The 22,087-nt window shown below is 70.3% G+C and carries 24 protein-coding genes; 11 read left to right on the top strand and 13 right to left on the bottom strand.

Translation table 11 applies throughout. From position 1 onward, the window contains the following. Window positions 1-63: 63 nt before the first annotated feature. The 4 genes from QZ772_RS23935 (at window position 64) to QZ772_RS23920 (ending at window position 3,168) form a co-directional block, all read left to right on the top strand. The gene (locus QZ772_RS23935) at window positions 64-1,119 is read left to right on the top strand and encodes an SAM-dependent methyltransferase (protein ID WP_295532226.1); all 1,056 of its coding nucleotides are present in this window, start codon (window positions 64-66) and stop codon (window positions 1,117-1,119) included. 44 nt (window positions 1,120-1,163) lie between these two features. Then, a complete protein-coding gene (gene hisN, locus QZ772_RS23930; protein ID WP_295532128.1) occupies window positions 1,164-1,925 on the top strand; it encodes a histidinol-phosphatase in 762 nt (253 codons plus the stop codon). A gap of 21 nt (window positions 1,926-1,946) precedes the next feature. Further along, complete coding sequence (locus QZ772_RS23925) at window positions 1,947-2,141, top strand: DUF2905 domain-containing protein (RefSeq protein WP_295532125.1); 195 nt, start codon at window positions 1,947-1,949, stop codon at window positions 2,139-2,141. A gap of 100 nt (window positions 2,142-2,241) precedes the next feature. Further along, window positions 2,242-3,168 carry an ROK family protein gene (locus QZ772_RS23920; RefSeq protein ID WP_295532123.1) on the top strand — a complete coding sequence of 309 codons (927 nt, stop codon included), beginning with the start codon at window positions 2,242-2,244 and terminating at the stop codon, window positions 3,166-3,168. Window positions 3,169-3,183: 15 nt separating this feature from the next. Here QZ772_RS23920 and QZ772_RS23915 read toward each other — a convergent pair whose 3' ends face one another. Both QZ772_RS23915 and QZ772_RS23910 read right to left on the bottom strand, forming a co-directional pair. After that, window positions 3,184-3,603 (bottom strand): GFA family protein, encoded by a 420-nt coding sequence (locus tag QZ772_RS23915; RefSeq protein WP_295532120.1) that lies wholly within the window; start codon window positions 3,601-3,603, stop codon window positions 3,184-3,186. Continuing rightward, window positions 3,600-4,310, bottom strand: a complete 711-nt coding sequence (locus tag QZ772_RS23910) for a TetR/AcrR family transcriptional regulator (RefSeq protein WP_295532118.1) — start codon at window positions 4,308-4,310, stop codon at window positions 3,600-3,602. Before QZ772_RS23910 ends, QZ772_RS23915 begins: the two co-directional genes overlap by 4 nt. An 85-nt stretch (window positions 4,311-4,395) precedes the next feature. Between QZ772_RS23910 and QZ772_RS23905 the strand changes: the two genes are divergently transcribed. After that, window positions 4,396-5,043: a ferric reductase-like transmembrane domain-containing protein gene (locus tag QZ772_RS23905; protein ID WP_295532115.1), complete on the top strand. Its 648-nt coding sequence runs from the start codon at window positions 4,396-4,398 to the stop codon at window positions 5,041-5,043. Between the two features lie 16 nt (window positions 5,044-5,059). Here QZ772_RS23905 and QZ772_RS23900 read toward each other — a convergent pair whose 3' ends face one another. Beyond that, on the bottom strand, window positions 5,060-6,520 hold the full coding sequence (locus QZ772_RS23900) for a PLP-dependent aminotransferase family protein (protein ID WP_295532112.1): 1,461 nt from the start codon (window positions 6,518-6,520) through the stop codon (window positions 5,060-5,062). A 181-nt stretch (window positions 6,521-6,701) separates the two neighbouring features. On the opposite strand from QZ772_RS23900, the gene QZ772_RS23895 reads away from it, so the two are divergent. Next, the gene (locus tag QZ772_RS23895) at window positions 6,702-7,082 is read left to right on the top strand and encodes a hypothetical protein (RefSeq protein ID WP_295532108.1); all 381 of its coding nucleotides are present in this window, start codon (window positions 6,702-6,704) and stop codon (window positions 7,080-7,082) included. Here the strand turns inward: QZ772_RS23895 and QZ772_RS23890 are convergent. Then, entirely contained in the window at window positions 7,075-7,854 is a 780-nt protein-coding gene (locus QZ772_RS23890; RefSeq protein ID WP_295532105.1) for an SDR family oxidoreductase, read from the bottom strand. The genes QZ772_RS23895 and QZ772_RS23890 overlap by 8 nt on opposite strands. Before the next feature lie 109 nt (window positions 7,855-7,963). Between QZ772_RS23890 and QZ772_RS23885 the strand changes: the two genes are divergently transcribed. Next, window positions 7,964-8,887 carry a LysR family transcriptional regulator gene (locus tag QZ772_RS23885; protein ID WP_295532102.1) on the top strand — a complete coding sequence of 308 codons (924 nt, stop codon included), beginning with the start codon at window positions 7,964-7,966 and terminating at the stop codon, window positions 8,885-8,887. 18 nt (window positions 8,888-8,905) lie between these two features. Here QZ772_RS23885 and otsA read toward each other — a convergent pair whose 3' ends face one another. From otsA to QZ772_RS23855, 6 genes are all read right to left on the bottom strand, one after another. Next, window positions 8,906-10,291 (bottom strand): alpha,alpha-trehalose-phosphate synthase (UDP-forming), encoded by a 1,386-nt coding sequence (gene otsA, locus QZ772_RS23880; protein WP_295532100.1) that lies wholly within the window; start codon window positions 10,289-10,291, stop codon window positions 8,906-8,908. Window positions 10,292-10,326: 35 nt separating this feature from the next. Continuing rightward, window positions 10,327-11,076, bottom strand: a complete 750-nt coding sequence (gene otsB, locus QZ772_RS23875; protein ID WP_295532097.1) for a trehalose-phosphatase — start codon at window positions 11,074-11,076, stop codon at window positions 10,327-10,329. 91 nt (window positions 11,077-11,167) lie between these two features. Continuing rightward, complete coding sequence (locus QZ772_RS23870) at window positions 11,168-12,427, bottom strand: multifunctional CCA addition/repair protein (protein WP_295532094.1); 1,260 nt, start codon at window positions 12,425-12,427, stop codon at window positions 11,168-11,170. A 78-nt stretch (window positions 12,428-12,505) separates the two neighbouring features. Next, on the bottom strand, window positions 12,506-13,198 hold the full coding sequence (locus QZ772_RS23865; RefSeq protein ID WP_295532091.1) for a glutathione S-transferase family protein: 693 nt from the start codon (window positions 13,196-13,198) through the stop codon (window positions 12,506-12,508). A gap of 152 nt (window positions 13,199-13,350) precedes the next feature. Next, window positions 13,351-13,929: an MgtC/SapB family protein gene (locus tag QZ772_RS23860; protein ID WP_295532089.1), complete on the bottom strand. Its 579-nt coding sequence runs from the start codon at window positions 13,927-13,929 to the stop codon at window positions 13,351-13,353. Window positions 13,930-13,952: 23 nt separating this feature from the next. Next, window positions 13,953-15,950: a lytic transglycosylase domain-containing protein gene (locus QZ772_RS23855; RefSeq protein ID WP_295532086.1), complete on the bottom strand. Its 1,998-nt coding sequence runs from the start codon at window positions 15,948-15,950 to the stop codon at window positions 13,953-13,955. Window positions 15,951-15,959: 9 nt separating this feature from the next. Between QZ772_RS23855 and QZ772_RS23850 the strand changes: the two genes are divergently transcribed. After that, window positions 15,960-16,577: a 5-formyltetrahydrofolate cyclo-ligase gene (locus QZ772_RS23850; protein WP_114801292.1), complete on the top strand. Its 618-nt coding sequence runs from the start codon at window positions 15,960-15,962 to the stop codon at window positions 16,575-16,577. A 76-nt stretch (window positions 16,578-16,653) separates the two neighbouring features. Here QZ772_RS23850 and QZ772_RS23845 read toward each other — a convergent pair whose 3' ends face one another. After that, entirely contained in the window at window positions 16,654-17,637 is a 984-nt protein-coding gene (locus QZ772_RS23845) for a LysR substrate-binding domain-containing protein (RefSeq protein ID WP_295532083.1), read from the bottom strand. A gap of 160 nt (window positions 17,638-17,797) precedes the next feature. Between QZ772_RS23845 and QZ772_RS23840 the strand changes: the two genes are divergently transcribed. Next, window positions 17,798-18,112 carry a DUF2917 domain-containing protein gene (locus QZ772_RS23840; protein ID WP_295532080.1) on the top strand — a complete coding sequence of 105 codons (315 nt, stop codon included), beginning with the start codon at window positions 17,798-17,800 and terminating at the stop codon, window positions 18,110-18,112. A 117-nt stretch (window positions 18,113-18,229) separates the two neighbouring features. Here the strand turns inward: QZ772_RS23840 and QZ772_RS23835 are convergent, their stop codons facing one another. Continuing rightward, the gene (locus tag QZ772_RS23835) at window positions 18,230-18,637 is read right to left on the bottom strand and encodes a BLUF domain-containing protein (protein ID WP_295532078.1); all 408 of its coding nucleotides are present in this window, start codon (window positions 18,635-18,637) and stop codon (window positions 18,230-18,232) included. A 108-nt stretch (window positions 18,638-18,745) separates the two neighbouring features. Here QZ772_RS23835 and QZ772_RS23830 point away from each other — a divergent pair, with 108 nt between their 5' ends. Continuing rightward, complete coding sequence (locus QZ772_RS23830; protein WP_295532075.1) at window positions 18,746-19,495, top strand: Crp/Fnr family transcriptional regulator; 750 nt, start codon at window positions 18,746-18,748, stop codon at window positions 19,493-19,495. A gap of 211 nt (window positions 19,496-19,706) precedes the next feature. On the opposite strand, the gene QZ772_RS23825 is transcribed toward QZ772_RS23830, so the two are convergent. Further along, window positions 19,707-20,561 carry a DUF6279 family lipoprotein gene (locus QZ772_RS23825; protein ID WP_295532072.1) on the bottom strand — a complete coding sequence of 285 codons (855 nt, stop codon included), beginning with the start codon at window positions 20,559-20,561 and terminating at the stop codon, window positions 19,707-19,709. A gap of 85 nt (window positions 20,562-20,646) precedes the next feature. On the opposite strand from QZ772_RS23825, the gene glmU reads away from it, so the two are divergent. Then, window positions 20,647-22,080, top strand: coding sequence for a bifunctional UDP-N-acetylglucosamine diphosphorylase/glucosamine-1-phosphate N-acetyltransferase GlmU (gene glmU, locus QZ772_RS23820; RefSeq protein WP_295532069.1), 1,434 nt, complete (start codon window positions 20,647-20,649; stop codon window positions 22,078-22,080). Window positions 22,081-22,087 lie beyond the last annotated feature (7 nt).

Genomic DNA, 22,087 nt, shown 5'->3' with positions numbered 1-22,087 from the left:
AGCACCCCGACGACCCCGCCCAGTGTACCGACCGCCTCTTCCGCCACTTCTGCCTGTGCAGCGCTGGTGAGGCGCGCCATCGAGCGGGATGGTGGCTGGCTGCCGTTCGACCGCTTCATGGCGCTGGCCCTCTACGCGCCGGGGCTGGGCTACTACGCGCACGGCAGCCGCAAGTTCGGCCACCTGCCGCAGTCGGGCAGCGACTTCGTGACGGCGCCCGAGCTGTCGCCCCTGTTCGGCCAGAGCCTGGCCGTGGCCGTGGCCGACGCCTTCGACCATACCGGTACCGACGAGGTCTGGGAATTCGGTGCCGGCAGCGGCGCGCTGGCCGCGCAGTTGCTGGAAAGCCTGGGCGAGCGCGTTTCGCGCTACACCATCGTCGACCTCTCGGGCGCCCTGCGCGCCCGCCAGCAGGAGCGCCTGGCGCCCTGGGCCGGCCGCGTGCGTTGGGTCGATGCACTGCCCGATGGCATCGAAGGCGTGGTCGTCGGCAACGAGGTGCTGGACGCCATGCCGGTCCAGCTGCTGGTGCGGCGTGGCGGCCAGTGGCTGGAGCGCGGCGTCGTCGTGCAGTCCGATGGCAGCTTCGGCTGGGATGACCGATTGACCGACCTGCGCCCGCCCGTCGAGCCCGATGGTCCTCAGGATTACTTGACGGAGGTGCATCCGCAGGCCCGCGCCTTCATCGCCACGCTGGCCGAGCGTCTGAAGCGCGGCGCCGCCTACTTCCTGGACTATGGCTTTCCCGAGGCCGAGTACTACCACCCGCAGCGCCACATGGGCACGCTGATGTGCCACCAGGCCCACCGCTCCGACGACAACCCGCTGGTGGCCGTGGGCGACAAGGACATCACCGCCCATGTCGACTTCACCGGCGTCGCGCTGGCCGGCCAGGATGCCGGTCTGGAAGTGCTGGGCTACACCAGCCAGGCGCGCTTCCTGCTCGACTGCGGTCTGGCCGAGCGCATGATGGCCGCCCCGCTGGCCGAGCGAGCCCTGGCTGCCCGCCTGATCCACGAGCACGAGATGGGCGAGCTGTTCAAGGTGATCGCCTTCGCCGCCAGCGAATCGTGGGATGCCGTCGGCTTCCGCCAGGGCGACCGCAGCCATACGCTCTGATTTCCTTCATTTCACCGACCGCCCCGCGCCATCCCCGCCCGCCCATGAACGACCTGCTCCGTACCGCCCACGCCCTGGCCGATGCCGCCGCCGCCCAGTCGATGGCGCATTTCCGCCAGCCGCTGGACATCATCACCAAGGCCGACGAAAGCCCGGTCACGCTGGCCGACCGCGCGGCCGAGCAGGCCATGCGCGACATCCTGGGCCAGGCCCTGCCGCAGGACGGCATCTATGGCGAGGAGCATGGCCAGCAGAACCTGGACGCGGCCCGCGTGTGGGTGCTCGACCCCATCGACGGCACGCGCAGCTTCATCACCGGCTCACCCCTGTGGGGCACGCTGATCGGCGCGATGGAGGGCGGGCGCGTGGTGCTGGGCCTGGTCGACATGCCGGTGCTCGGCGAGCGCTGGGTGGGTCAGGACGGCGTGGCCCTGCGCAACGGCCAACCGGTGCGCGTGCGCGACTGCACGCAGCTGTCCGAGGCGCGCATCTTCACCACCTCGCCCGACATCTTCTCGGTCGACGAATGGACGGCCTTCGACCGCCTGAGCCGCCAGTGCGCCATGCGCCGCTTCGGTGGCGACTGCTACAGCTATGCGCAGCTGGCCGGCGGCACCATCGACCTGGTGGTCGAGGCTGGCCTGCAGCCCTACGACTACCTGGGCCCCGCCGGCTTGGTGGAGGCCGCGGGCGGCGTGATCACCGACTGGGCCGGCCAGCCGCTGGGCCTGCATTCCGACGGCCGCGTGGTCGCCGCCGCCACGCCCGAGCTGCACCGACAGGCCCTCGCGGCCCTGGCCGGCTGAGCGCGCCGCGCCGCTTCGTCGATGCTGCGCTGGCTGCTCGTCACGATGTTGGCCCTGCTGCTGTTGCAGGGCCTCACCGGCTGGCTGCGCAAGCTGGGCTTCGGTCGGCTGCCGGGCGACTTCGAATTCAAGCTCTTCGGCCGCGTGTGGCAAGTGCCTGTCGCCAGCACCGTGGTGCTGAGCATGATCGCGGCCGGCGTGGCTCGCTTGCTCTGAGAGGCTGCGCGTCTTTTGCCCATGCCCACCTTGCACGGCCAAAAAGCTCTCAGCCTCTGAGCTTTCCCTTCTCTTTCAACGACCCAAGGAAACCCTGCGCATGAAAGCCTGCGTCGACATCGGCGGCACCAAGGTGGCGGTGAGCCTGGCCAAAGCTGGCAGCACCGACCTAATCGCCCGGCAGAACGCGCCCACCGCCAAGACCGGCGACAACGAGGCGGTGGCCCGGCAGGTGATGCAGCTCATCGAGGCCGCCTGTGCCGAGGCCGGCGTGCCGGTGTCCGACGTGGACCAGGTGGGCGTGTCGTCGGCGGGTCCCTTCGTGCTGCGGGACGGCGCCATCGCCCTGGCCACGCCCAACATCTGCGGCGGCCTGGCGGGTCCGGACCGCGGCCTCCCCAACGACTGGACCTTTGCGCCCATCGAGGCGCCGCTGGCCGCACGATTTGCCCGCGTGCGGGTGGAGAACGACGCCGTCGCCGCGCTGGAGGCCGAGCGGCGCTGGGGTGCCTTGAAGGGCGAGGACCATTGCGCCTACGTCACTTGGAGCACCGGCGTGGGCGTCGGCCTGTGCGTGGACGGGCGCACCTTGCGTGGCAAGAACGGCAATGCCGGCCATGCCGGCCACCTGTTCGTCAGCGACGACGACAACGAGGCCCTGTGTGGCTGCGGCAACCGCGGCGACGTGGAATCGCTGGTGGCGGGCAATGCCATCGCCCGGCGTTTCGGGGTGGATGCGGCCGAGCTCTTCGGTGCCGCGCAGCAGGGCGACGCGAAGGCCCTGGCCACGGTGGACGCGCTGTGTCGCGTGATGGGCCGCCTGCTCTACAACCTGGTGGCTGCGTTGGACCTGTCGCGCATCAGCCTGGGCGGCAGTGTGTTCTGGCACAACCGCGACTTCCTGCTCCCGCGGCTGCAGTCGCAGCTGGAGGGGCGCCTGCCTTCGCTCACCGATGGTGTGGAATTGGTCGCAGCGGGCCTGGGCGACAAGGTCGGCGACTACGCGGCGCTGGCGCTGGTCGACTGAACCACGGCCCGCCGCTCAACCGGCCCCGCCGTCCCCCGGCGGCGCGAACTGCGCCAGCACCTGCGCCTCGGTCAGTTCGGACGTCTGGTTGGCCAGCGCATAGAAGCCCGGCTTCTTGTCGACGTAGATCTGCTGCGTGATCTCGAAGTCGTCCGTGTCGAACAGGCCGGCCGGCACGAAGAACTCGCCCGTGGGCAGCAGCTTGTAGTACAGGTGCGTGCCGCAGCGCGTGCAGAAGGCCCGCTGGGCCCAGTCCGACGAGGCGTAGACGCCGACCTGCGCCTCGCCTTCGACGCGCAGCCCGGTGCCGCAGTGCACCGCCAGCATCGGGCCGCCGCCGCCCCAGCGGCGGCAGTAGCCGCAGTGGCAGGCGCCGATCTCGCGCGCATCCGGGGAGTCGACGCGCACGGCGCCGCAGAGGCATTGGCCTTTCATGAGTGGCCTTTCTTGAAGATGGTCGAAACAGGGTCGTCGTGCGCAGATGCCGTGGGGCCGTCGCCAGGCGCCGCCGTCCCGGCGTGGCTGTGGCTGCCGATCAGCGAAACCAGCAGCGCCAGGGCCGCGTCGAGCTTGCGGTCCTCGTCGCCGGGCGCCACGCCCCATTGCGGCAGATGGCCGTCCAGCCGCATGCGCGCCAGGCCATAGGCACAGGCCCGCGTCAGCAGGGCCAGCAGCGCCGGGTCGTGGGCCGGATCGGCCTGCCCCGTGGCCTGGGCGGTGCGCAGCGTTTCCTCGGTCAGCGCCCGCACGTCCAGCATGCCGTGCAGCAGGCCGGGCGAGGCGTCGATGTCGATCTGCTCTCGCGCGGACACGATGCGGAAATGCGCAGGGTGCTCGGCCGCCCAGCGCAGGTAGCCGCGGCCCAGCGCGGTCAGCCGCCGCAGGGCGGTGCGGTCTGTGGGGCGGATGGCGCGCCGGACTTCGATGCGCAGGCGCGTCGTCGCTTCCTCGGCCACGGCCGTCATAAGCGAGCGGCGGCTCGGGAAATGGCGGAAGGGCGCGGCGCTGGAGACGCCGACCCGTCGCGCCGCCTCGCGCACGCTGACGCCCTCAGGCCCGCGCTGCCGCGCCAGTTCGAGGGCCGCCTCGATCAGGGCCTGCCGCAGGTTGCCGTGGTGGTAGGTGGGGCGGTCCAAGCCCATGTAAGCACCTTGTGGGAAAGGTCGACGCGATGCCGGGGCGGCCAATGTAATGCCTGCTCCTTGGCTGTTGCGCTCATTTCCGACCATGACTTCTCCCGCTTTTCGTTCTTCTGCAGCGGCTCCGGCACCGCGCACCGGCCGCACCTTCGCGGCCCTGGCGCTTGCGCTCGGCCTGGCCGTCGGAGTCGTGCTGGCTGCCAGCGCCGACCCTGTCCAGGGCGCGCGGATGGTGATCCGGCTCACGGCCCGTACCTCGTTGGTGTTGTTCCTGTTTGCCTTCACGGCGTCTGCGATGGCGCGTCTGTGGCCGGGCCCGCGGACGCAGTGGCTGCTGCGCCACCGCCGCGCCTTCGGCTTGGCGTTTGCCTTCTCGCACGCGATGCACCTGGTCGCCATCCTGGCCTTCGCACGGCTGGATGCGGCGGCCTTCGCGCAGCAGACACGCCCGCTGGACTGGGTGACGGGCGGCATCGCCTATGTGTTCATCGCCCTGCTGGCCGCGACGTCGTGGGACGGCGCGGTGCGGTGGATGGGCGTGCGCCGCTGGCGTCTGCTGCACACGGTGGGCATCGCCTACCTATGGATCAGCTTCATGGCGACCTTCGGCAAGCGTATCCCAATGTCTGCGGCCTATGGTTTGGCGGTGGCCCTGCTGGTCGCCGCGTTGGTGCTGCGCGTGATCGGCAGCGCACGCGTGCGCCAGTGGTGCCTCTCGCGCCGCAAGATCGCCTGAGCGACGACGTCGACGTTCAGGCGGCGCGGCGCGCCCGCGGCGCAGCGACGGCGTGCGCCAGTTCCCCCAGCCGCTTCAGGCCTGCGGCCAGCGTCGGCGACCAGGGCAGGCCGCAGTTGATGCGCACGAAGCCGTCGCAGCGCGCGCTGTTGGAGAACAGCGTGCCCGGGGCGATCAGGATGTGTTCTTCCAGCGCCGCATCGAACAGCGCCTGCGCCTGCGTGCCCGGCGGCAGCTCCACCCACAACTGAAGCCCGCCCGGCGGCAGGTTGATGCGGGTGCCTGCCGGAAAGTGCGCGGCGATGGCGTCGGCGGTGCGCTCACGCTGCAGCCGCAGCGTCTCGCGCAGGCGGCGCAGGTGGCGGTCGTAGGCGCTGGTTGCCATGTACTCGCCCACGGCCCATTGCGACAGTTCCTCGTTCATCCGGGTCTGGGCGAACTTGAGCATCTCCACCCGCGCATGCCAGCGGCCGGCATGGATCCAGCCCAGCCGCAGGCCGGGCGCCAGCACCTTGTGCAGCGAGGCGCAGTGGATCACGCCGCCGTCGGTGTCGAAGGACTGGATGGCGCGCGGGACGGCGTCCATGTCCAGCAGTTCGGTGTAGGTGTCGTCCTCGATCAGCGCGGTGCCGTGCGCGCGGCACAACTGCACCAGCCGCTGCTTGTGGGTGTCGGGCATGACGCTGCCCAGCGGGTTCTGAAGGTGCGGCACCACCGCGACGGCCTTGATGCCTTCGTAGGTGCGCAGGGCGAGCTCCAGCGCGTCCAGCGACAGGCCGGTCTGCGGGCTGGTGGGAATCTCCAGCGCACGCATGCCCAGGCTTTCGAGCGCCTGCAGCAGGCCGTAGAAGGTGGGCGATTCGACGGCCACCGTGTCGCCGGGCTGGGCGACGGCACGCAGCGCCAGGTTGAGCGCCTCGATGCAGCCGTTGGTGGGCAGGACGTCCTCGGGCGCGAGGTGCATGCCGGCGCGCAGCGCCCGCCGCGCCACCGCCTCGCGGAAGGGCGTGCGGGCGCGGGAGGGCGATGCCTGCGTGAGCAACTGCGGCCGCTGACGCAGGCTGCGCATCATGGCCGTGCGCAGGGCCTCGGCTGGGTAGAACTCCGGCGAGGCGCGGGCGGAAGACAGGTCCAGGTGCACCTCGCCCCAGCGACGGCGGGTGACGAAGTCCGAGACCGTCTGGTGGATGCCGACGAACTGCGCCGGATCGGGCGGCCGGTCGGCGGCGGGCTCGTCCATGGGCACCATGGCCAGGCGGCGCGGCTGGCGCACGAAGTAGCCCGAGCGCTCGCGCGCCTCGGCGAAGCCATCGCCTTCGAGGGTGCGGCAGACCTGCAAGGCGGTGGACAGGCTCACGCCGTGCAGCTTCATCAGCTCGCGCAGCGAGGGCAGGCGCTCGCCGGGCTGCAGCGTGCCGGCGCGGATGGCCTGGGTGTAGTGCTGGGCCAGTTGGCGGTAGCGGGGCAGGGGGGACATGGCTGCGATGGTGCGCCGCCCGGGTGGATCGGAACAGATGCAGTTGGGCGGCGAATCGACCATAACAGAGCGTCTCTCGGCGCCGCTGTTGCGGTCGATGTTCGCACGGGGTGTGCCTGTTTTGCAGGCACTGTCAGGCCTACGCTGGAGGCCACTTCAACGTCTTGTCCGAGGAGCTTCCATGACCGCCCGCCCCGCCGCCTTTTCCCCTTCTGCCGACCCGGCCTGCATCGCCCCCGGCGAATGCCTGCTGCTGCCGGTGAGCCGCGGCACCCTGCTCTTCGCCGTGGAAGGCCATGTGCGGGTGGTGGAGCCGCCGCGCTGGGTCGCGGAGCAGATGCTACCCGTGTACCAGCATCTGGACGCTGGCCAAGCCCATCAGGTCGATGCCGAGGGCTGGGTTCAGGTGCTGGCGCTGGACGGTGTGCCTGCCCGGGTCGCCCGGCTCACGCCACCGGCGCCGACCTCCGCGCTGGCGGTCGGCTTGCGGGCGCTCTGGCGGGCGGCCCTGGCGCGGCTGGCGCGCGTCGGCAGGATCAGTGGGCCGACTGCGCTCAGATGAACATCCCGCCCGAGACTTCGACGCGTTGGGCGGTCATCCAGTGATTGCCCGGCCGCAGCAGCGCGGCCACGGCGCCGCCGATGTCGTCGGGCAGGCCCACGCGGCCCTGGGCGGTCTGAGCCGCGATGGCGGCGTTCATCTGCGCGTTGTCGCGCACCACGCCGCCGCCGAAGTCGGTCTCGATGGCGCCGGGAGCGATCACGTTCACGGCGATGCGGCGCGGGCCCAGCTCCTTGGCCAGGTAGCGCGTCAGCACCTCGATGCCGCCCTTCATGGTGGCGTAGGCCGCATAGCCGGGCAGCGAGAAGCGCGCGAGACCGGAGGACACGTTGAGCACATTGCCGCCATCGGCCAGCAGCGGCAGCAGCGCCTGCGTGAGGAAGAAGGGCCCCTTCAGGTGCGTGGCCATCAGTTCGTCGAACTGGGCCTGCGTGGTGGCTTCGAAGCTGGCATGGATGCCCATGCCGGCGTTGTTGAGCAGGATGTCGAACTGCGTACGGCCCCAGGTGGCGGCCAGCGCCTCGCGCACGGCCGCGGCAAAGCCGGCGAAGGTATCGGCGCGCGCGACGTCCAGCGGCAAGGCCACGGCGCGCCGGCCCAGGGCCTGCACCTCGCGCACCACGGCCTCGGCTTCGTCGGCGCGGCTGCGGTAGGTGAGGATCAGGTCGACGCCGTCGCGCGCCAGATGCAGGGCCGCGCTCTTGCCCAGGCCGCGGCTGCCGCCGGTGACGAGGGCGATGCGAGGTGTGTTCGGGGTGGCGGTATCGGTCATGGTCGGTTTCCTTGTGTGGAGCGGTGGATGGGATGACTGGAACTTTAGGTAAACGCAATCCCCAGAAAAAGCCGCGCAAAATGACTTCACTGTCATTTCTGGGTGACCAATGGACCTCGATTCCCTTCGCGTCTATGTGCAGGTGGCCGAGCTCGCCAGCTTCACGCGAGCGGCCGAGCGCCTGGGCCTGACGCGGGCGCGCGTGTCGGCCATCGTGCAGCAGCTGGAGGCTGGCCTCGGTACTCGGCTGCTCCAGCGCACGACCCGCACCGTGCGCGTCACGCCCGACGGCGAGGCCTTCCTGGAGCGGGCGCAGACGCTGCTCGCGGACGCGGAAGACCTGCAGTCGCTGTTCAGCCGCCAGCCTGGGTCACTGCGGGGGCGCATTCGTGCTGACGTGCCGCTGCAACTGGGCGCACGGGTGGTGCTGCCGAACCTGCCTGCCTTCCTGGCCGACCATCCGCTGCTGGAGGTGGACCTGGGCAGCACCGACCGGCGGGTGGACCTGGTGCATGACGGCTTCGACTGCGTGCTGCGCGTCGGCGTGCTGCAGGAGTCGGGCCTAGTGGCGCGGCCCGTCGGGCAGATGGTGCAGGCCAACCTGGCCTCGCCCGCCTACCTGGCGAAACATGGACATCCGCGCCGCCTGGAGGACTTGCACCGCGGTCATCGGCTGGTTCGCTATTCCTCTCGCCTGGCCGGCTGGCCGGCGCTGTGGGAATACGTGGAGAACGGCGAGACGCGCAGCTTCGAGATGCCGGCCGCCATCACGGTGAACAACACGCTGGCCTACGAGGCTGCCTGCCGCGCCGGCCTTGGGCTGATCCAGGCGCCGGTGCTGGGCCACCGCGAGGCCCTGACGCGCGGGGAGCTGGTGGAGGTGTTGCCGGAATGGCGTGCGCCGCCGCTGCCGATCACGCTGCTCTACGCGCACCGGCGGCAGGTGCCGCGTCGGCTCCAGGTCTTCATGGACTGGTTGGCTGGCCTGGTCGGCCAGGCCTTGGCCGAGGACGACGCGGCCCGCAGCCGCTGAGCACTCTGCGCGGCGCGGTCAGTCCACGCCCGGCGCCTCGCGCAGCGCGTCCAGAAAGGTCCGGCGCCACCAGTGCACATCGTGCTCGCGGATGCGCGACAGCAGCTTCTGGTGGCGGGCCCGGCGCTCTTCCAGCGGCATGTGCAGGGCCTGCTGGATGGTCTCGGCCGTGCCGTGGGTGTCGTAGGGGTTGACCAGCAGCGCTTCCTTCAGCTGCTCGGCCGCGCCCGCAAAGCGCGAGAGCACGAGCACCCCCGGATCGGCCGGGTCCTGCGCGGCGATGTACTCCTTGGCCACCAGGTTCATGCCATCGCGCAGCGGCGTGACCAAGCCCACGGCCGCCGCGCGGCACAGGCCCGGAACCCGCTTGCGGGCCACCGTGCGGTGGATGTAGCGCACCGGCATCCAGTCGAGCTCGCCGTAGTCGCCATTGATGGCGCCGCACAGCGACTCCAGCTCGCGGCGGATGTCGCCATAGGCATCCACGTCCTCGCGCGTGGGCGAGGCGATCTGGATCAGCGTCGCACTGCGGTGGTTTTCCGGATAGCGCGCCAGCAGCTCACGGAAGGCGCGTGCCCGCTGCGGAATGCCCTTGGAATAGTCGAGCCGGTCGATGCCCAGCAGCAGGCGGCGCTGCGAATACTCGCGCCGCACCGTCTCGTGCATGTCGCGCGCTTCCTTGGCATGCGTGAGGGCCAGGAACTCGTCCACGTCGATGCCGATGGGAAAGGCGCTGGCCCGCACCGTCTGGCCCCACGCGCGGAACTGGTCGTTGCCCAGGGCCTCGCCATGCGCCTCGTTGCTCACATAGCGCTCGAAGTGCTGCACGTCCTGCTGGGCCTGGAAGCCCACTACGTCATAGGCGAACAGCGAGCGCATCAGCCACTCGTGCTGGGGAATGGCCGCCAGGATGATCTGCGGCGGCAGCGGAATGTGCAGGAAGAAGCCGATCTTCTGCTTGCAGCCCATGGCGCGCAGCTCGGCGGCCAGTGGGATCAGGTGATAGTCGTGCACCCACAGGATGTCGTCTTCCTGCAGCAGGGGCATCAGCTTGCGCGCGAACAGCTGGTTCACGCGGCGATAGCCGCCGATGAAGCCGGCGTCGAAATTGGCCAGGTCCAGGCGGTTGTGGAAGACGGGCCACAGCACCTTGTTGCTGTAGCCGAGGTAGTAGGCGTCGTGGTCCTCGCGGCACAGGTCCAGCGTGGCCAGCGTCACCTTGCCGGCCTGGTGGCGATGCAGCTCACCTTCGCCGGTGGGCCCGTCCTCGACGATGGTGCCGCTCCAGCCGAACCACAGGCCACCCGTCTGCTGCAGCGATTCGCCCAGCGCCACCGCAAGGCCGCCTGCGGCCACCTTGCGCGGATCGGCCACGCGGTTGGAAATCACGACCAGTCTTGCCATGTCTCTTTGCTTCTCCTCGTCGGTTGTGTGGCCCCTCAACGAGGCGTCTTCCCAGCATCGGCCAGCGCGTCGGCCGCGTGCTTCAGCCATTCGTACACGGCGGCCGGACCGTCGACCCGCGCCGCGGCGCGCGTACTGCCCGGTCCTACCTTGATCCCAAGCCCGCCGAAGGCCTGGGCCACGGCGAAGCCGCTTTCGTCGGTGGTGTCGTCGCCGAAGAAGAAGGGCTTGCGGTCGAGGAAGGGTGCTTCCTTCAGGTAGGCCGTGATGGCGGTGCCCTTGTTGGTGCCCGCCGGCTTGATCTCGACCACGCACTTGCCGTGCAGCAGTTCGAACTCTGGGCGGTCACCGACGGTCTCCGCCATGGTGTCCAGGCAGAGCTGCTCCAGTTCCGGCGCGAGCCGGTAGTGCAGCGCGACGGCGGCCTGCTTGCGCTCGACCAGCAGGCCGGTGTGCCGGTTGGCCAGCGCGTTGGCCGCGGCGATCACCTCGGACAGGTCGGTCGGCGCGCGCTCCATCAGTTGCCCTTCGGCATCGCGCCGGTGTGCACCGTGCTCGCCAGCGGTAGGCAGACGCAGGGGCGCGAGAAAGCGGTCGAGCACATCCACGGGTCGCCCGGAGACGATCGCCACGGCGCCCTCGAGCGCATCGTGCAGCTGCGCCAGCAGCGGCACCAGACCGTCCGGCACCTTCACCGCCTCGGGCGTCTCCGCGATGCCGACCAGCGTGCCGTCGAAGTCCAGGAACAGGGCGGCGTCGCGCCCTGGCAGGAAAGGCATTTGCATCGTAACGACCTTAGCAGCCGCGGGGCGGGGGCTGCGTCGGCCAATGCCTTTTATCGCCGAAGTCCAAGCCAGCGCTTGTTGGTCGCTTCGATCAGTTCGGAACGTTCAGATGTGCAGCGACTGCCGCCTCGCGCGCCGCCTGGATCGCCTGCCCGATCTGGGGCCCCTTGGCGCCGCGGGCCTGGGCTTCCCGGGCGATGGGCTCGGTGGCGACGGCCTGCACGGCAGCGAGGACGGCTAGCAGTCGTTCGCGTTGCGGGTAGGGCCGCTCTTCGAAGCCCAGGCGACCGCGGGCGTCGCATTCGCAGGCGAGGAGTGCATCCGCGAAGCGCTCCGGCCGACGCAGGGCGTCGCAGCGCTCCAGCAGGCGCAGCAGGGCGGCGGGGCCCAGCTCGCCGCTGCGGTGGATGTTGCCGTGCTCGCGTGCCATCACGTCGGCCAGTTCGCGTACCTCGGTGGGCACGCGCCAGCGCTCGCACAGGCCAGCCAGCAGGCGCGCGCTGCGCTGTTCGTGGCCGATGTGGCGCGGCAGCACGTCGGCGGGCGTGGTGCCCTTGCTGAGGTCGTGCGTGAGGCAGGCGAAGCGCACGGGCAGTGGGGCCTGCAGGCGGGCGCTCATGTCCAGCACCATCATCAGGTGCACGCCGGTGTCGACTTCCGGGTGGTGCTCGGCGCGCTGGGGCACGCCCCACAGGCGGTCCACTTCCGGCAACAGCACGCGCAGGGCGCCACAGGCGCGCATCACCTCGAACATGCGCGAAGGCTTGGGCTCCATCAGCCCCCGGGCCAGTTCCTGCCACACGCGTTCGGGCACCAGGGCGTCGACTTCGCCGGCGTCCACCATGCCGCGCATCAGCGCCAGGGTTTCGGGCGCCACGCTGAAGTCGTGCAGCTTGGCGGCGAAGCGCGCCAGGCGCAGGATTCGCACTGGGTCTTCACGGAAGGCCTCGGTCACATGGCGCAGCACCTTCTGCTGCAGGTCGCGCTGACCGTGGAAGGGATCGACGAGGGCGTCGGTGCGCAGTGGCTCGAAGTCGGCCAATTCGGCAGGCAGGGCGATGGCGTTGATGGTCAGGTCGCGGCGGGCCAGGTCTTCGTCGAGCGTGACCTCGGGCGCGGCATGGACCACGAAGCCGCGGTAGCCCGGGCCGCTCTTGCGCTCGGTGCGGGCGAGGGCATATTCCTCGCGCGTGTCGGGATGGAGGAAGACCGGGAAGTCGCGGCCCACAGGCAGGTAGCCGGCGTCCAGCATCTGCTGCGGGGTCGCGCCCACCACCACCCAGTCGCGGTCGCTGCCGGGCCGGCCCCGCAGCGCGTCGCGGATGGCGCCGCCGACGAGAAACTTCTGCATCGGGGCAGTGTAGGGGCGGGCGCACCGCTGATCGGTGGCGCTGCCGCCTGCTGCTCTATCGCTCAGCGGCTGAGTGGCTCAGTCGCGCGAGGTACGGTACGGCTCGTCCATCGGCACGAAGTCGTGCTCGGCGAGGGCCTCGTCGATCCAGGTCTTGACGCCCGGCAGCGCGTAGAGGCGGCCGATGTAGGCATCGACGGCCGCGGGCACCGGCAGCCCGTAGGTGCGGATGCGCGTGGCCACCGGTGCGTAGTACGCATCGGCAATGCCGAATTCGCCGAAGAGCATGGGGCCGCCGTGCCGCTGCAGCAGGCCTTCCCACATCTGGCAGATGCGCGCCAGGTCGGCGGCGACGGCCGGCTCTTCGCGCATCAGGCGGGCGCCGATCTGGGGCAGCGAAGCCTCGATGTTCATGCCGCAGTGGTTGCGCAACGCACCGAAGCCGGCATGCATCTCCGCGCAGATGCTGCGGGCATGGGCGCGGGCGGCGGTGTCGGCCGGCCAGAGCTGCTTGTCGGGAAAGCGTTCGGCCAGGTACTCGGCGATGGCCAGCGTGTCCCACACGACGATGGATCCGTCGACCAGCACCGGCACCTTGCCGGTCGGGTTGACGGCACCCACCACGGCCTTGAAGCGCGAGTCGGCCTCGAAGCTGTCGAAGCGCACCATCACCTCCTCGAAGGCGATGCCGGCCTGCTTCATCAGCACCCAGGGGCGCATGGACCAGGACGAGTAGTTCTTGTTGCCGATGTAGAGCTGGAGCGTGGACATGGGAATCTCCGAGGGGATGAGGGATACAGGGCCAGCGGCATGCTAGGGGCGATTCCCGCTCGTATCGATGCAAAAAATGACGGCGATTGATGCGGGCCGTGCGGTGACGCGGCGCCGCCACCGGCAGGACGCATGCGGCGTGCGGGCGTTGCTCAGTGACCGCGGCCGGGGCCTCGGCGCGCTTCGTCGCCGTGGCTGGCTGGCGCCCGCGTCGTCTGGGCGCGATCGCCGCCGCGTGGCGGCCCGGTCATGCGGCTCACCCAGATCACCAGCCGCGGCATGGCCTGCAGCACCGCCAGGCCTAGCAGCGCACTCAGGATGGCCGTCACCTCGCGACCCAGCCCGCAGGCCATGCCGATGGCGGCCGTCATCCAGAGGCCCGCGGCGGTGGTCAGGCCTTCCACCTGCTCCTCGTTGCGGCCGCGCTTGAGGATGGTGCCCGCGCACAGAAAGCCCACGCCGGCGACCAGGCCCTGGATCACGCGGCTCATGTCGCCCGGCTCGATGCCGGCCTGCTGCGGCACCAGCACGAACAGCGCCGATCCGATGGCCACCAGCATGTGCGTGCGCACGCCGGCGGCCTTGCCCTCGTATTCGCGCTCGAAGCCCAGCAGCAGACCCAGCAACGCTGCCAGGAGCAGGCGCACCACGATGCGCACCAGCTGGGCGAGATCGGGCACGTCCGAGAACTCGGTGGCCAGCGTGTCGGCGACGATGTCCATCCAGTCCATGGCGCTCCAGGGCGATCAGCGGATCAGGGCAGGTCCTTGTTCGGCTCGGGCTCGGCCGCGTTGCGCGGGCCCACGCGGCCCAGCCGCTCCTTGATGGACTGCGGGCGGCCATAGATCAGCGCCGCATAGTTGGTGGTGTTGGCGATCACCTTCTTCACGTAGTCGCGCGTCTCGGCAAAAGGGATGTTCTCGGCCCAGATGGCGGCATCGAGCACCGGCCCGTTGCGCCAGTTGCGCGGCCGGCCCGGGCCGGCGTTGTACGCAGCGGCGGCCAGCGGCATGGAGCCGTCGAAGTCGTCCAGCGCCAGCTTGAGGTAGTTGGTGCCGATGGTGATGTTGGTTTCGCGGTCGGTGATCATGTCCGGCGAGTAGGGCAGGCCGATCTTGCGCGCCGTCCAGCGCGCGGTGGCCGGCATCACCTGCATCAGGCCCGAGGCACCCACGCCCGAGCGGGCGTCCATGATGAAGCGACTTTCCTGGCGGATCAGGCCGTAGACATAGGCGGGGTCGAGGCCGATGTCCTGGCTCTTGCGCAGAACCGTGTCGTGGAAGGGCATGGGAAAGCGCTGCACCGCGTCGATGGTGCCCTTGGTGCGTTCGCTGGTATTGATGCAGCGGTCCCACACCTCGCGCTGGCACGCCAGGTCGGCGGCGGCCAGCAGCGCGCGGTCGTCCATGCCGCCGCGGTCGTGCAGGTTGGTGGCGTAGTTCCATTCGCGCACGCCCTCGGGCCGCAAGCCGATGGCGATGGCGTAGAGGCCGCGCTGCAGCGAGGGGTTGTTCTGCGCGGCGGCGCGCTCCTCGGGCGTGAGGGGCGCGGGCGCCGTGGGCACCTGGGCGCGCTGGCCCAGCTCTTCGAGCGCGAGCAGCTCATAGAAGCCGCGCGTGCCGGCGATGGTCTCCAGCAGCGTGCGGGCCTCCTGCTGGCGACGCTCGCCACCCTGGGCGAGCAGGGCGCGGGCGCGCCAGTAGACCCAGGTCGGGTCCTGCTGCGCCTCTTCGCTCATGGCGCGCACGGCGGCGTCGACCTCTTTCCACTCGCCCATGCGCAGCGCGGCGCGCACCTTCCAGCCGAGCATGTCGTCGGTCAGGTCGCTGTTCTTGCTGACATTGGCGAAGTAGACGAAGGCCTGCGGCGAGAGCTTCTGCGCCGCCTGGCGGCCGATGCTGCCCCAGACCCAGTTGCGCTCCTCGGGGCTGAGCATGGGCCCCCACTTGCTGTCGAGCTGCGCGGCCGCGGTGTCGGGATCGGCCACGGCCATGCGCAGCAAGCCGAGGACCACCATTTCCTTACGACCGCGCGAAGCCGCCGAGGCGGCGCCGAGCAGGAACTTGACCGCGCTGGCGTTGACCTGGTCGAAGGTCGGCAGCGCATCGGGTGCGACGAGGTTGATGGCAGCGCGGGCGGCGCCCGGCCGGTTGGCCTCCATGGCGATGCGCGCCTTCTTCCAGGCGTCGGACTTCGGCATGGCGCCCGCGGCGATCAGCCGATCGGCGGCGGTGAGGCAGCCGTCGTCCAGGTCGCGCTGCGCCAGCCAGTTGCGGCGCACCTGCTCGACCTGCGCCGTGGTGGCGCGGCCGCTGCGCAGCGCATCGACCAGCACGGCATAGCACTGCACCTCGCGGTCGTCGTTCATGCGGAAGGCGGCATGGGCGGCGGCGAACTCGTCCCAGGCGCGGCGCTGGCCCTGCAGGAGCAGCCAGTCGTTGCGCAGGCGGTCTTCCTGGTAGGTGCCGGGGTAGCGGGCGAAGAAGGCGTTGACCTCGTCGCTGCTGGCTTCACCGAGCCGCGCCTTGAGCTCCCAGTAGGCGGCCCAGGGTTCGAGCGCATGGCCGCGGGCCTGCGGCAGCAGGGCCGTGAGCCGGGCCTTGTCGCCACGCTGGAAGGCCTGCTTCATCTGCAGCAGCACGTCGTCGTTGCGGTTGGCCTGGGCGCAGGCCGGCGGTGCGAGGGTGGCGGCCACCAGGGCCAGGGCGGCGAGCCAGCCGCGGCGGGGTGACAAAATGCCTTGAAACTGCATCGAAGGATTATGGACAAAGCACACGGTGAAGAACGCGCGGGCACGGCGGCCTTTCTCAAGTCCCAGGTCCGCGCGGCGCTCATCGAGCAACGCCTGGCGATGCCCGACCGCCTACAGCGCGCCGACCTGCTGCAGCGTGTGATGCGCTTCTGGCTGGTGGGCCGGCCCGACACGGTGATCGGCGCCTACTGGCCCATCAAGGGCGAGTTCGACCCCCTGCCGGCACTGCACCGCTGGAAGGAGGACGGCGAGCTGATGGAAGAGCCTCAGCGCCGCCGCATCGGCCTGCCGGTGGTGGACCGCGAGACCAAGACGCTCACTTTCCACGTCTGGTACCCCGGCTGCCCGATGGAGAACGATGCCTACGACATCCCCAAGCCCAAGGACACCGAGCTGATCGTGCCTACGCTGCTGTTCGTGCCCTGCCTGGGCTACAGCGCCGGCGGTTACCGGCTGGGTTACGGTGGCGGCTTCTACGACCGCACGCTGGCGGCGCTGGAGCCCCGACCCTTCACCGTCGGGCTGGGCTTTGCCAACGGTTTCGTCGACGACTTCGAGCCCGAAGCCCACGACGTGCCGCTGGACGCCATCCTCAACGACAACGGCGTGGTCTGGCCCGTCGGCTGACCGGCGCCTCGGGGTGCCTCAGGGGTACCGATTTCGCTGGATGGGCGATTGCGCCGACACGCTGCGGCGCCGGTGTTCAGTCCAACTCCGTGAGCGTGTCCGGGTCCGGCCCGTCGCCGATGGTCTTGCGCGTGACCGCGGCCTGTTCGCGCAGCCATTCGCAAAAGGCGCGGATTTCCGGACGCGCCGTACTGCGCGGCGCCACCAGCAGCCAGTAGGCCATCGGCGAATCCATGCGCTGGCGCGGCAGCACCTCCACCAGGTCGCCGCTGGCCAGGCTCTCGGCGATGAGCGGGCTGCGCGCCAGCACCACGCCCTGGCCCGACAGCGCAGCCTGCACCATCTGGTAGGCATAGTTGAAGTACAGCCAGCGCCGCGGCTGCGAGCGGGCCAGGCCATTGGTCTCGAACCAGCGCCGCCAGGTCAGCCATTCGAGGTGCGTGCGATGCGCGTCCCCGGCCTCGATCAGCGTGAAGCGGGTGATGTCCGCCGGCTCGCGGATGGCCGGATTGCTCTTGATGAGCCAGGGGCTGGCCACCGGCATCAGCGTCTCGCCGAAGAGGCGCACCGCGCCCACGGGCATGGCCTCGGCCGGGCCGTAGCGCAGCGCCATGTCGATGTCCACCAGGTCCAGGTCCACCGCCACGTCGCTGGCATCGATGCGGATGTCGATGTCCGGATGCTCCTGCTGGAAGGCCTCCAGCCGCGGGATCAGCCACATCGACGCGAAGGAGGCGAAGGTGGTCAGCGCCACGCTCTTGCGGCCGGCGCTCTGGCGGATCTGCCGCACGGCGCCGTCGATGCGCGGCAGCGCCTGTTGCGTGGCCAGCAGCAGCTGTGCGCCGGCGCTGGTCAGCTCCACCGCCCGGGTGTGGCGCAGGAAGAGCGGCACGCCCACCTCTTCTTCGAGCGACTGGATCTGGCGGCTGACCGCGGACTGGGTCAGCGCCATTTCCTCCGCCGCGGCGCGGAAGTTCAGGTGCCGGGCCACAGCCTCGAAGGCGCGCAGGTAGCCGGCGCCGATGGGCCGGGTGCGCAGGTGGGTCTGGGAGTGCTGCATGAGCTGGACGGACAGGTGGGGCGGGCGGCGATTGATGCGTCGCCGGCATCAGTAGCCTAGCGCGTTTTCATTGGACCGGCCGCGCCTTGCTGCAGATGATCGGTTCCCGAAGCAGACGTGGCGCAATGGGCGACACGCTGCTCGACGAGGAGAAACCGCCATGACCGCCGCCACCCTGAGCACCACGACCCGCGAAGCCCTGATCGCCGCCCCTGCCGCCGCGATTCCGCCGGCCGTGCGACGCGGCGCCTGGCAGCTCAAGGCGGGGCAGGCGATCAGCCTGCGGGCGCAGAGCCGCAGCGTGCTGCGGATGCGGCAGGGCCGGGTGTGGGTCACCCGCGACGCCACGGCCCAGTGGGGCAGCGAAGACCTGGTCGTCGGCCCCGGCGAGTCGCTGGTGGTCGAGGCCGGCCAGCGCATCGTGATGGAGCCGTGGGACGGCTTCGGCGCGACCTACACCTGGGATCAGGGCTAAGCCCCAGGCTGCGCGCTTCGCGCTTCGCCTACCCCCTTTCGGGGGGGCACATCCTGCGGCCCGGCGGAGCCGGTTCCGCGGATGTTCCCGCTAGGCCTGCTCCGCGGCCTTCTTAGGTCAGGCTTGGATGTCAAAGCCGGCGCGCATGCGCAGGAACTGCTCCACCGCCGGGAGGCCCGAGAGCGTCATCAATGCAGCCAGCGCATCGAAGTCGTCGGTCTGCGCGTAGCCCATGTCGAAGCGGTGGTAGCGCCGCTGGTCGAGCAGGCCTTCGTGGAGGATGCGCACGTCCTCGTGCCGCATGTCTTCGACGATGCGGCCCATCAGCGGTTCGAGCGCGATGCGCGGCCCTTCCAGGTGCTGGAAGAAGCGCAGGCCGTCGAACACCAGCAGTCCGCTCACGCCGGCCTGCGCGTTGTGCGGGCGGGCCTTGGACAGGATCTGTCCCACCACACCGGGGGAGGTCTGCGGATCGAGTTGGCTGGTGTAGAAGAACTCGTAGAGGCTGTGGGGGTCAGCAGGCATCGCCATCCACTTTAGGGCGCCGGCCGACGCCAGGCGGCGTTGGAGGAATGTCAAAAGACACAGGGCGAATGTCTATATTGGGGTACCTCCAACCCTTGCATCTGCCCGATGTCGGTGTCCCATTCGGCCTGTGGCCATCCGTGCAGCAAATGTCGCCTGCGCAGCCTTCCCGCCTTTCTTGCCCTCTCCGAACCCGAACGCCGAGCCGTCGCCGAATGGCGCACCGGCAGCCGGCGTGTGGCCGCAGGGGAACGCATCATCGGCGAGCATGTGCGCAGCGATCAGCTCTACACGCTCTATTCGGGCTGGGCCTTCCGCTACAAGACGCTCAGCGATGGGCGGCGGCAGATCCTGAACTTCCTGCTGCCCGGCGATCTGCTCGGCCTGCAGGACGAGTTTGCCGATGGCCGTACCCACGGTGTGGAGGCCGCATCCGACGTGGTGCTGTGCACCTTCCCCCGTGACCGGCTGTGGGACTTCTTCCTGCAGCACCCCAAGCTCGGCTACGACATCACCTGGCTGGCCGCACGCGAGGAGAAGATGGTGGACGACAACCTCGTCACCACCGGCCGCCGCACGGCGGCCGAGCGGGTCGCGATGCTGCTGATGCATCTTTACCGCCGTGCCCAGCACCTGGGGATGACGGAGGGTGGCAAGGTGGAGTTCCCGTTCCAGCAGCAGCACATCGCCGATGCGCTCGGCCTGTCGCTGGTGCACACCAACAAGACGCTGCGCAAGCTGCAACGCCTGGGCCTGCACCGGCTGGAAGGCGGCTGGCTGGAGATCCTGGAGCCCCACGCGCTGGAAGCGCTGGGCGACTACTTCGAGCGCCCCATGCGGCCGGTCCCGCTGCTTTAAAGCTCACCCCGTTTGGACTTCCTCACTGCGTGTGGAAGTCCCATCCCCCTCAAGGGGCGCACCCGGCGGCCGGGCGAAGCCCGCTCCGCGGGTGCGCTGGCGTGGCCTGCTCCGCGGCCCTTTGATCGGTGTGGCGGCGCCAGTTTCATGCCGTGTGGGCGGCGCGTCTCTGCCCTGGAAAGCTGACACGCCGCGCGGCGCTGCGGCCGCCTCAAGGTGCGGTGAGTGCGATCAGGTCCTGTCGATAACCCTCGATGCGCTGCGCCGCCCGCTCGCGTTGCGCGGGGCTCATCGCCGCATGCAACTGGGCCGTGTTGCGGCAGCCCTCCTGCGTCAGCGCGTCCTGCTGGGTGCGCCATTCGCCAGGTGGCGGCTCGAAGACGCGCATCACCAGCGCGTGCACACGTTGCTGCGCCTCCGCCGCCGGCAGGCCGGGCTGCTGCTGCAGTCCCCGGAGCAGCGCCATCACATCGGTCTGACGCGCCCGGCGCACGTTGTCCAGCTTCTGGGGGCTGAAGGCCGATTGGCGCACCAGCTGCCGAAGCAGCTCGCGCTGGCGCGCGTCCAGCGGGCCGTAGAAGTCCTCGTAACGGTCCAGGAAGGTGTCGTAACGCTTGTCCTGCACCTCGGCCGGCAGCAGGCGCAGCCATTCGCGGCGGAACTCGCCATTGATGCGGGTGAACTTGCGCTCCAGCACCTGCATCTGTGCGGGTGACAGGCTCTGTGCGAGCGTGGTCGCCTCGGGCTCGGCCCGCACGGCCAGGGCCAGCAGGCGTGCTTGCACCGCCTCCGACAGCGCGCAGACCTGCGCCGCCGAGATGTCGCCCCGCGCCAGGTCGCGGGCCTGGCCGGCCAGGGCGACGAAGCGGGGCAGTTCCTCGCGGCGATGCCACTCCTGCAGCCCGGCCAGGGCCGCCTTCACCTGCAGGCTTTGGGCGCCATCGAAGTCCAGGTAGCCGTCCAGCCACCAGTAGCTGATCTCGGGCAGGTTGTTGTAGGCCAGGCGCACCGCGCTGCAGCCGCCGAGCACGAAGGCCAGCAGCAGCGCGCCGATAATCCGCGCCACTTTTCGCAGCCCGCTGCCGCCGCCTCGCGGCCCCTCGCGCGGACCGCTTTCCGCCTCTTCGCACGCTGCCGACGCAGCACCGACCATGACCATTGCACCCACCACGTCCAGCCTTTCCTCGATCGCCGTCGATGTCGTCGTCATGGCCGCCGGCAAGGGCACGCGCATGAAGAGTCGCCTGCCCAAAGTGTTGCATCGATTGGCCGGCCGGCCGCTGCTTGCCCATGTGCTGCGTACGGCCGCCCGCCTGGGGGCGCGGCGCGTGGTGGTGGTCACCGGCCATGGCGCGGAGGAGGTCGAGGCCGCCATCCCGGCCTGGCAGGTGGGCACCGATGTGCGCTGCGTGCGCCAGTCGCCGCAGCTGGGCACCGGCCACGCCGTGCAGCAGGCGGTGCCGGCGCTGGCCGGCGATGGCGTGGTGCTGGTGCTCTCGGGCGACGTGCCGCTGATCGCCGAGGACACGCTGCGCGCCCTGGTCGAGGCCAGCGGCGGCGAGCGTCTCGCGCTGCTCACCATCGACCTTCCCGACCCCACCGGCTACGGCCGGGTGCTGCGCGATGCGGCCGGCGGCGTCCAGGCCATCGTCGAGCACAAGGACGCGACGGAGGCCCAGCGCCAGGTGCGCGAGATCTATTCGGGCGCGATGGCCGCACCGGCCCGCGCGCTGGCGGGTTGGCTGGCGCGGCTGTCCAACGACAACGCCCAGGGCGAGTACTACCTGACCGACGTGGTGGGCATGGCGGTGGCGCAGGGCCTGCCCGTGGTGGCGCAGAAGACCACCGACGCGCTGCAGGTGGCCGGCATCAACAGCCCGTCGCAACTGGCCGCGCTGGAGCGCGACTGGCAGCGGCGCCAGGCCGAGCGCCTGATGGACGCGGGTGTGCGCCTGGCCGACCCGGCGCGCTTCGACCTGCGCGGCGAGCTGGAATGCGGCGCCGACGTCGAGATCGACATCAACTGCATCTTCGAAGGGCGCGTGAGCCTGGGCGAGGGCGTGCGCATCGGCGCGCATTGCGTGATCTCGGATGCGTGCATCGAGGCCGGCGCGGTGATCCATCCCTACACCCACATCGCCGGCGAAGCGGCCGGTGTGGTGGTGGGCGTGGGTGCGCTGATCGGCCCCTATGCCCGTCTGCGGCCCGGCGCGCAACTGGGCCGCGAGGTGCACATCGGCAACTTCGTCGAGGTGAAGAACTCGACCCTGGCCGATGGCGCCAAGGCCAACCACCTGGCCTACCTGGGCGACGCCACCGTCGGCGAGCGCGTCAACTACGGCGCGGGCAGCATCACGGCCAACTACGACGGCGCCAACAAGCATCGCACCGTGATCGGCGACGACGTGCACGTGGGCAGCAACTGCGTGCTGATCGCGCCGGTGACCCTGGGCGCGGGCGGCACCATCGGCGGTGGATCGACGGTCAGCAAGAGCACCGAACCCGGCGCGCTCACTGTGGCGCGCGCGCGGCAGGTGAGCTTTGCGGACTGGAAGCGGCCGGTGAAGGGCGCGAAGAAGAAGTGAGCCTGTC

The sequence above is a fragment of the uncultured Pseudacidovorax sp. genome (genome assembly GCF_913773995.1).
GTDB lineage: Bacteria > Pseudomonadota > Gammaproteobacteria > Burkholderiales > Burkholderiaceae_C > Xenophilus.
This window is presented reverse-complemented; position numbering and strand designations above follow the sequence as displayed.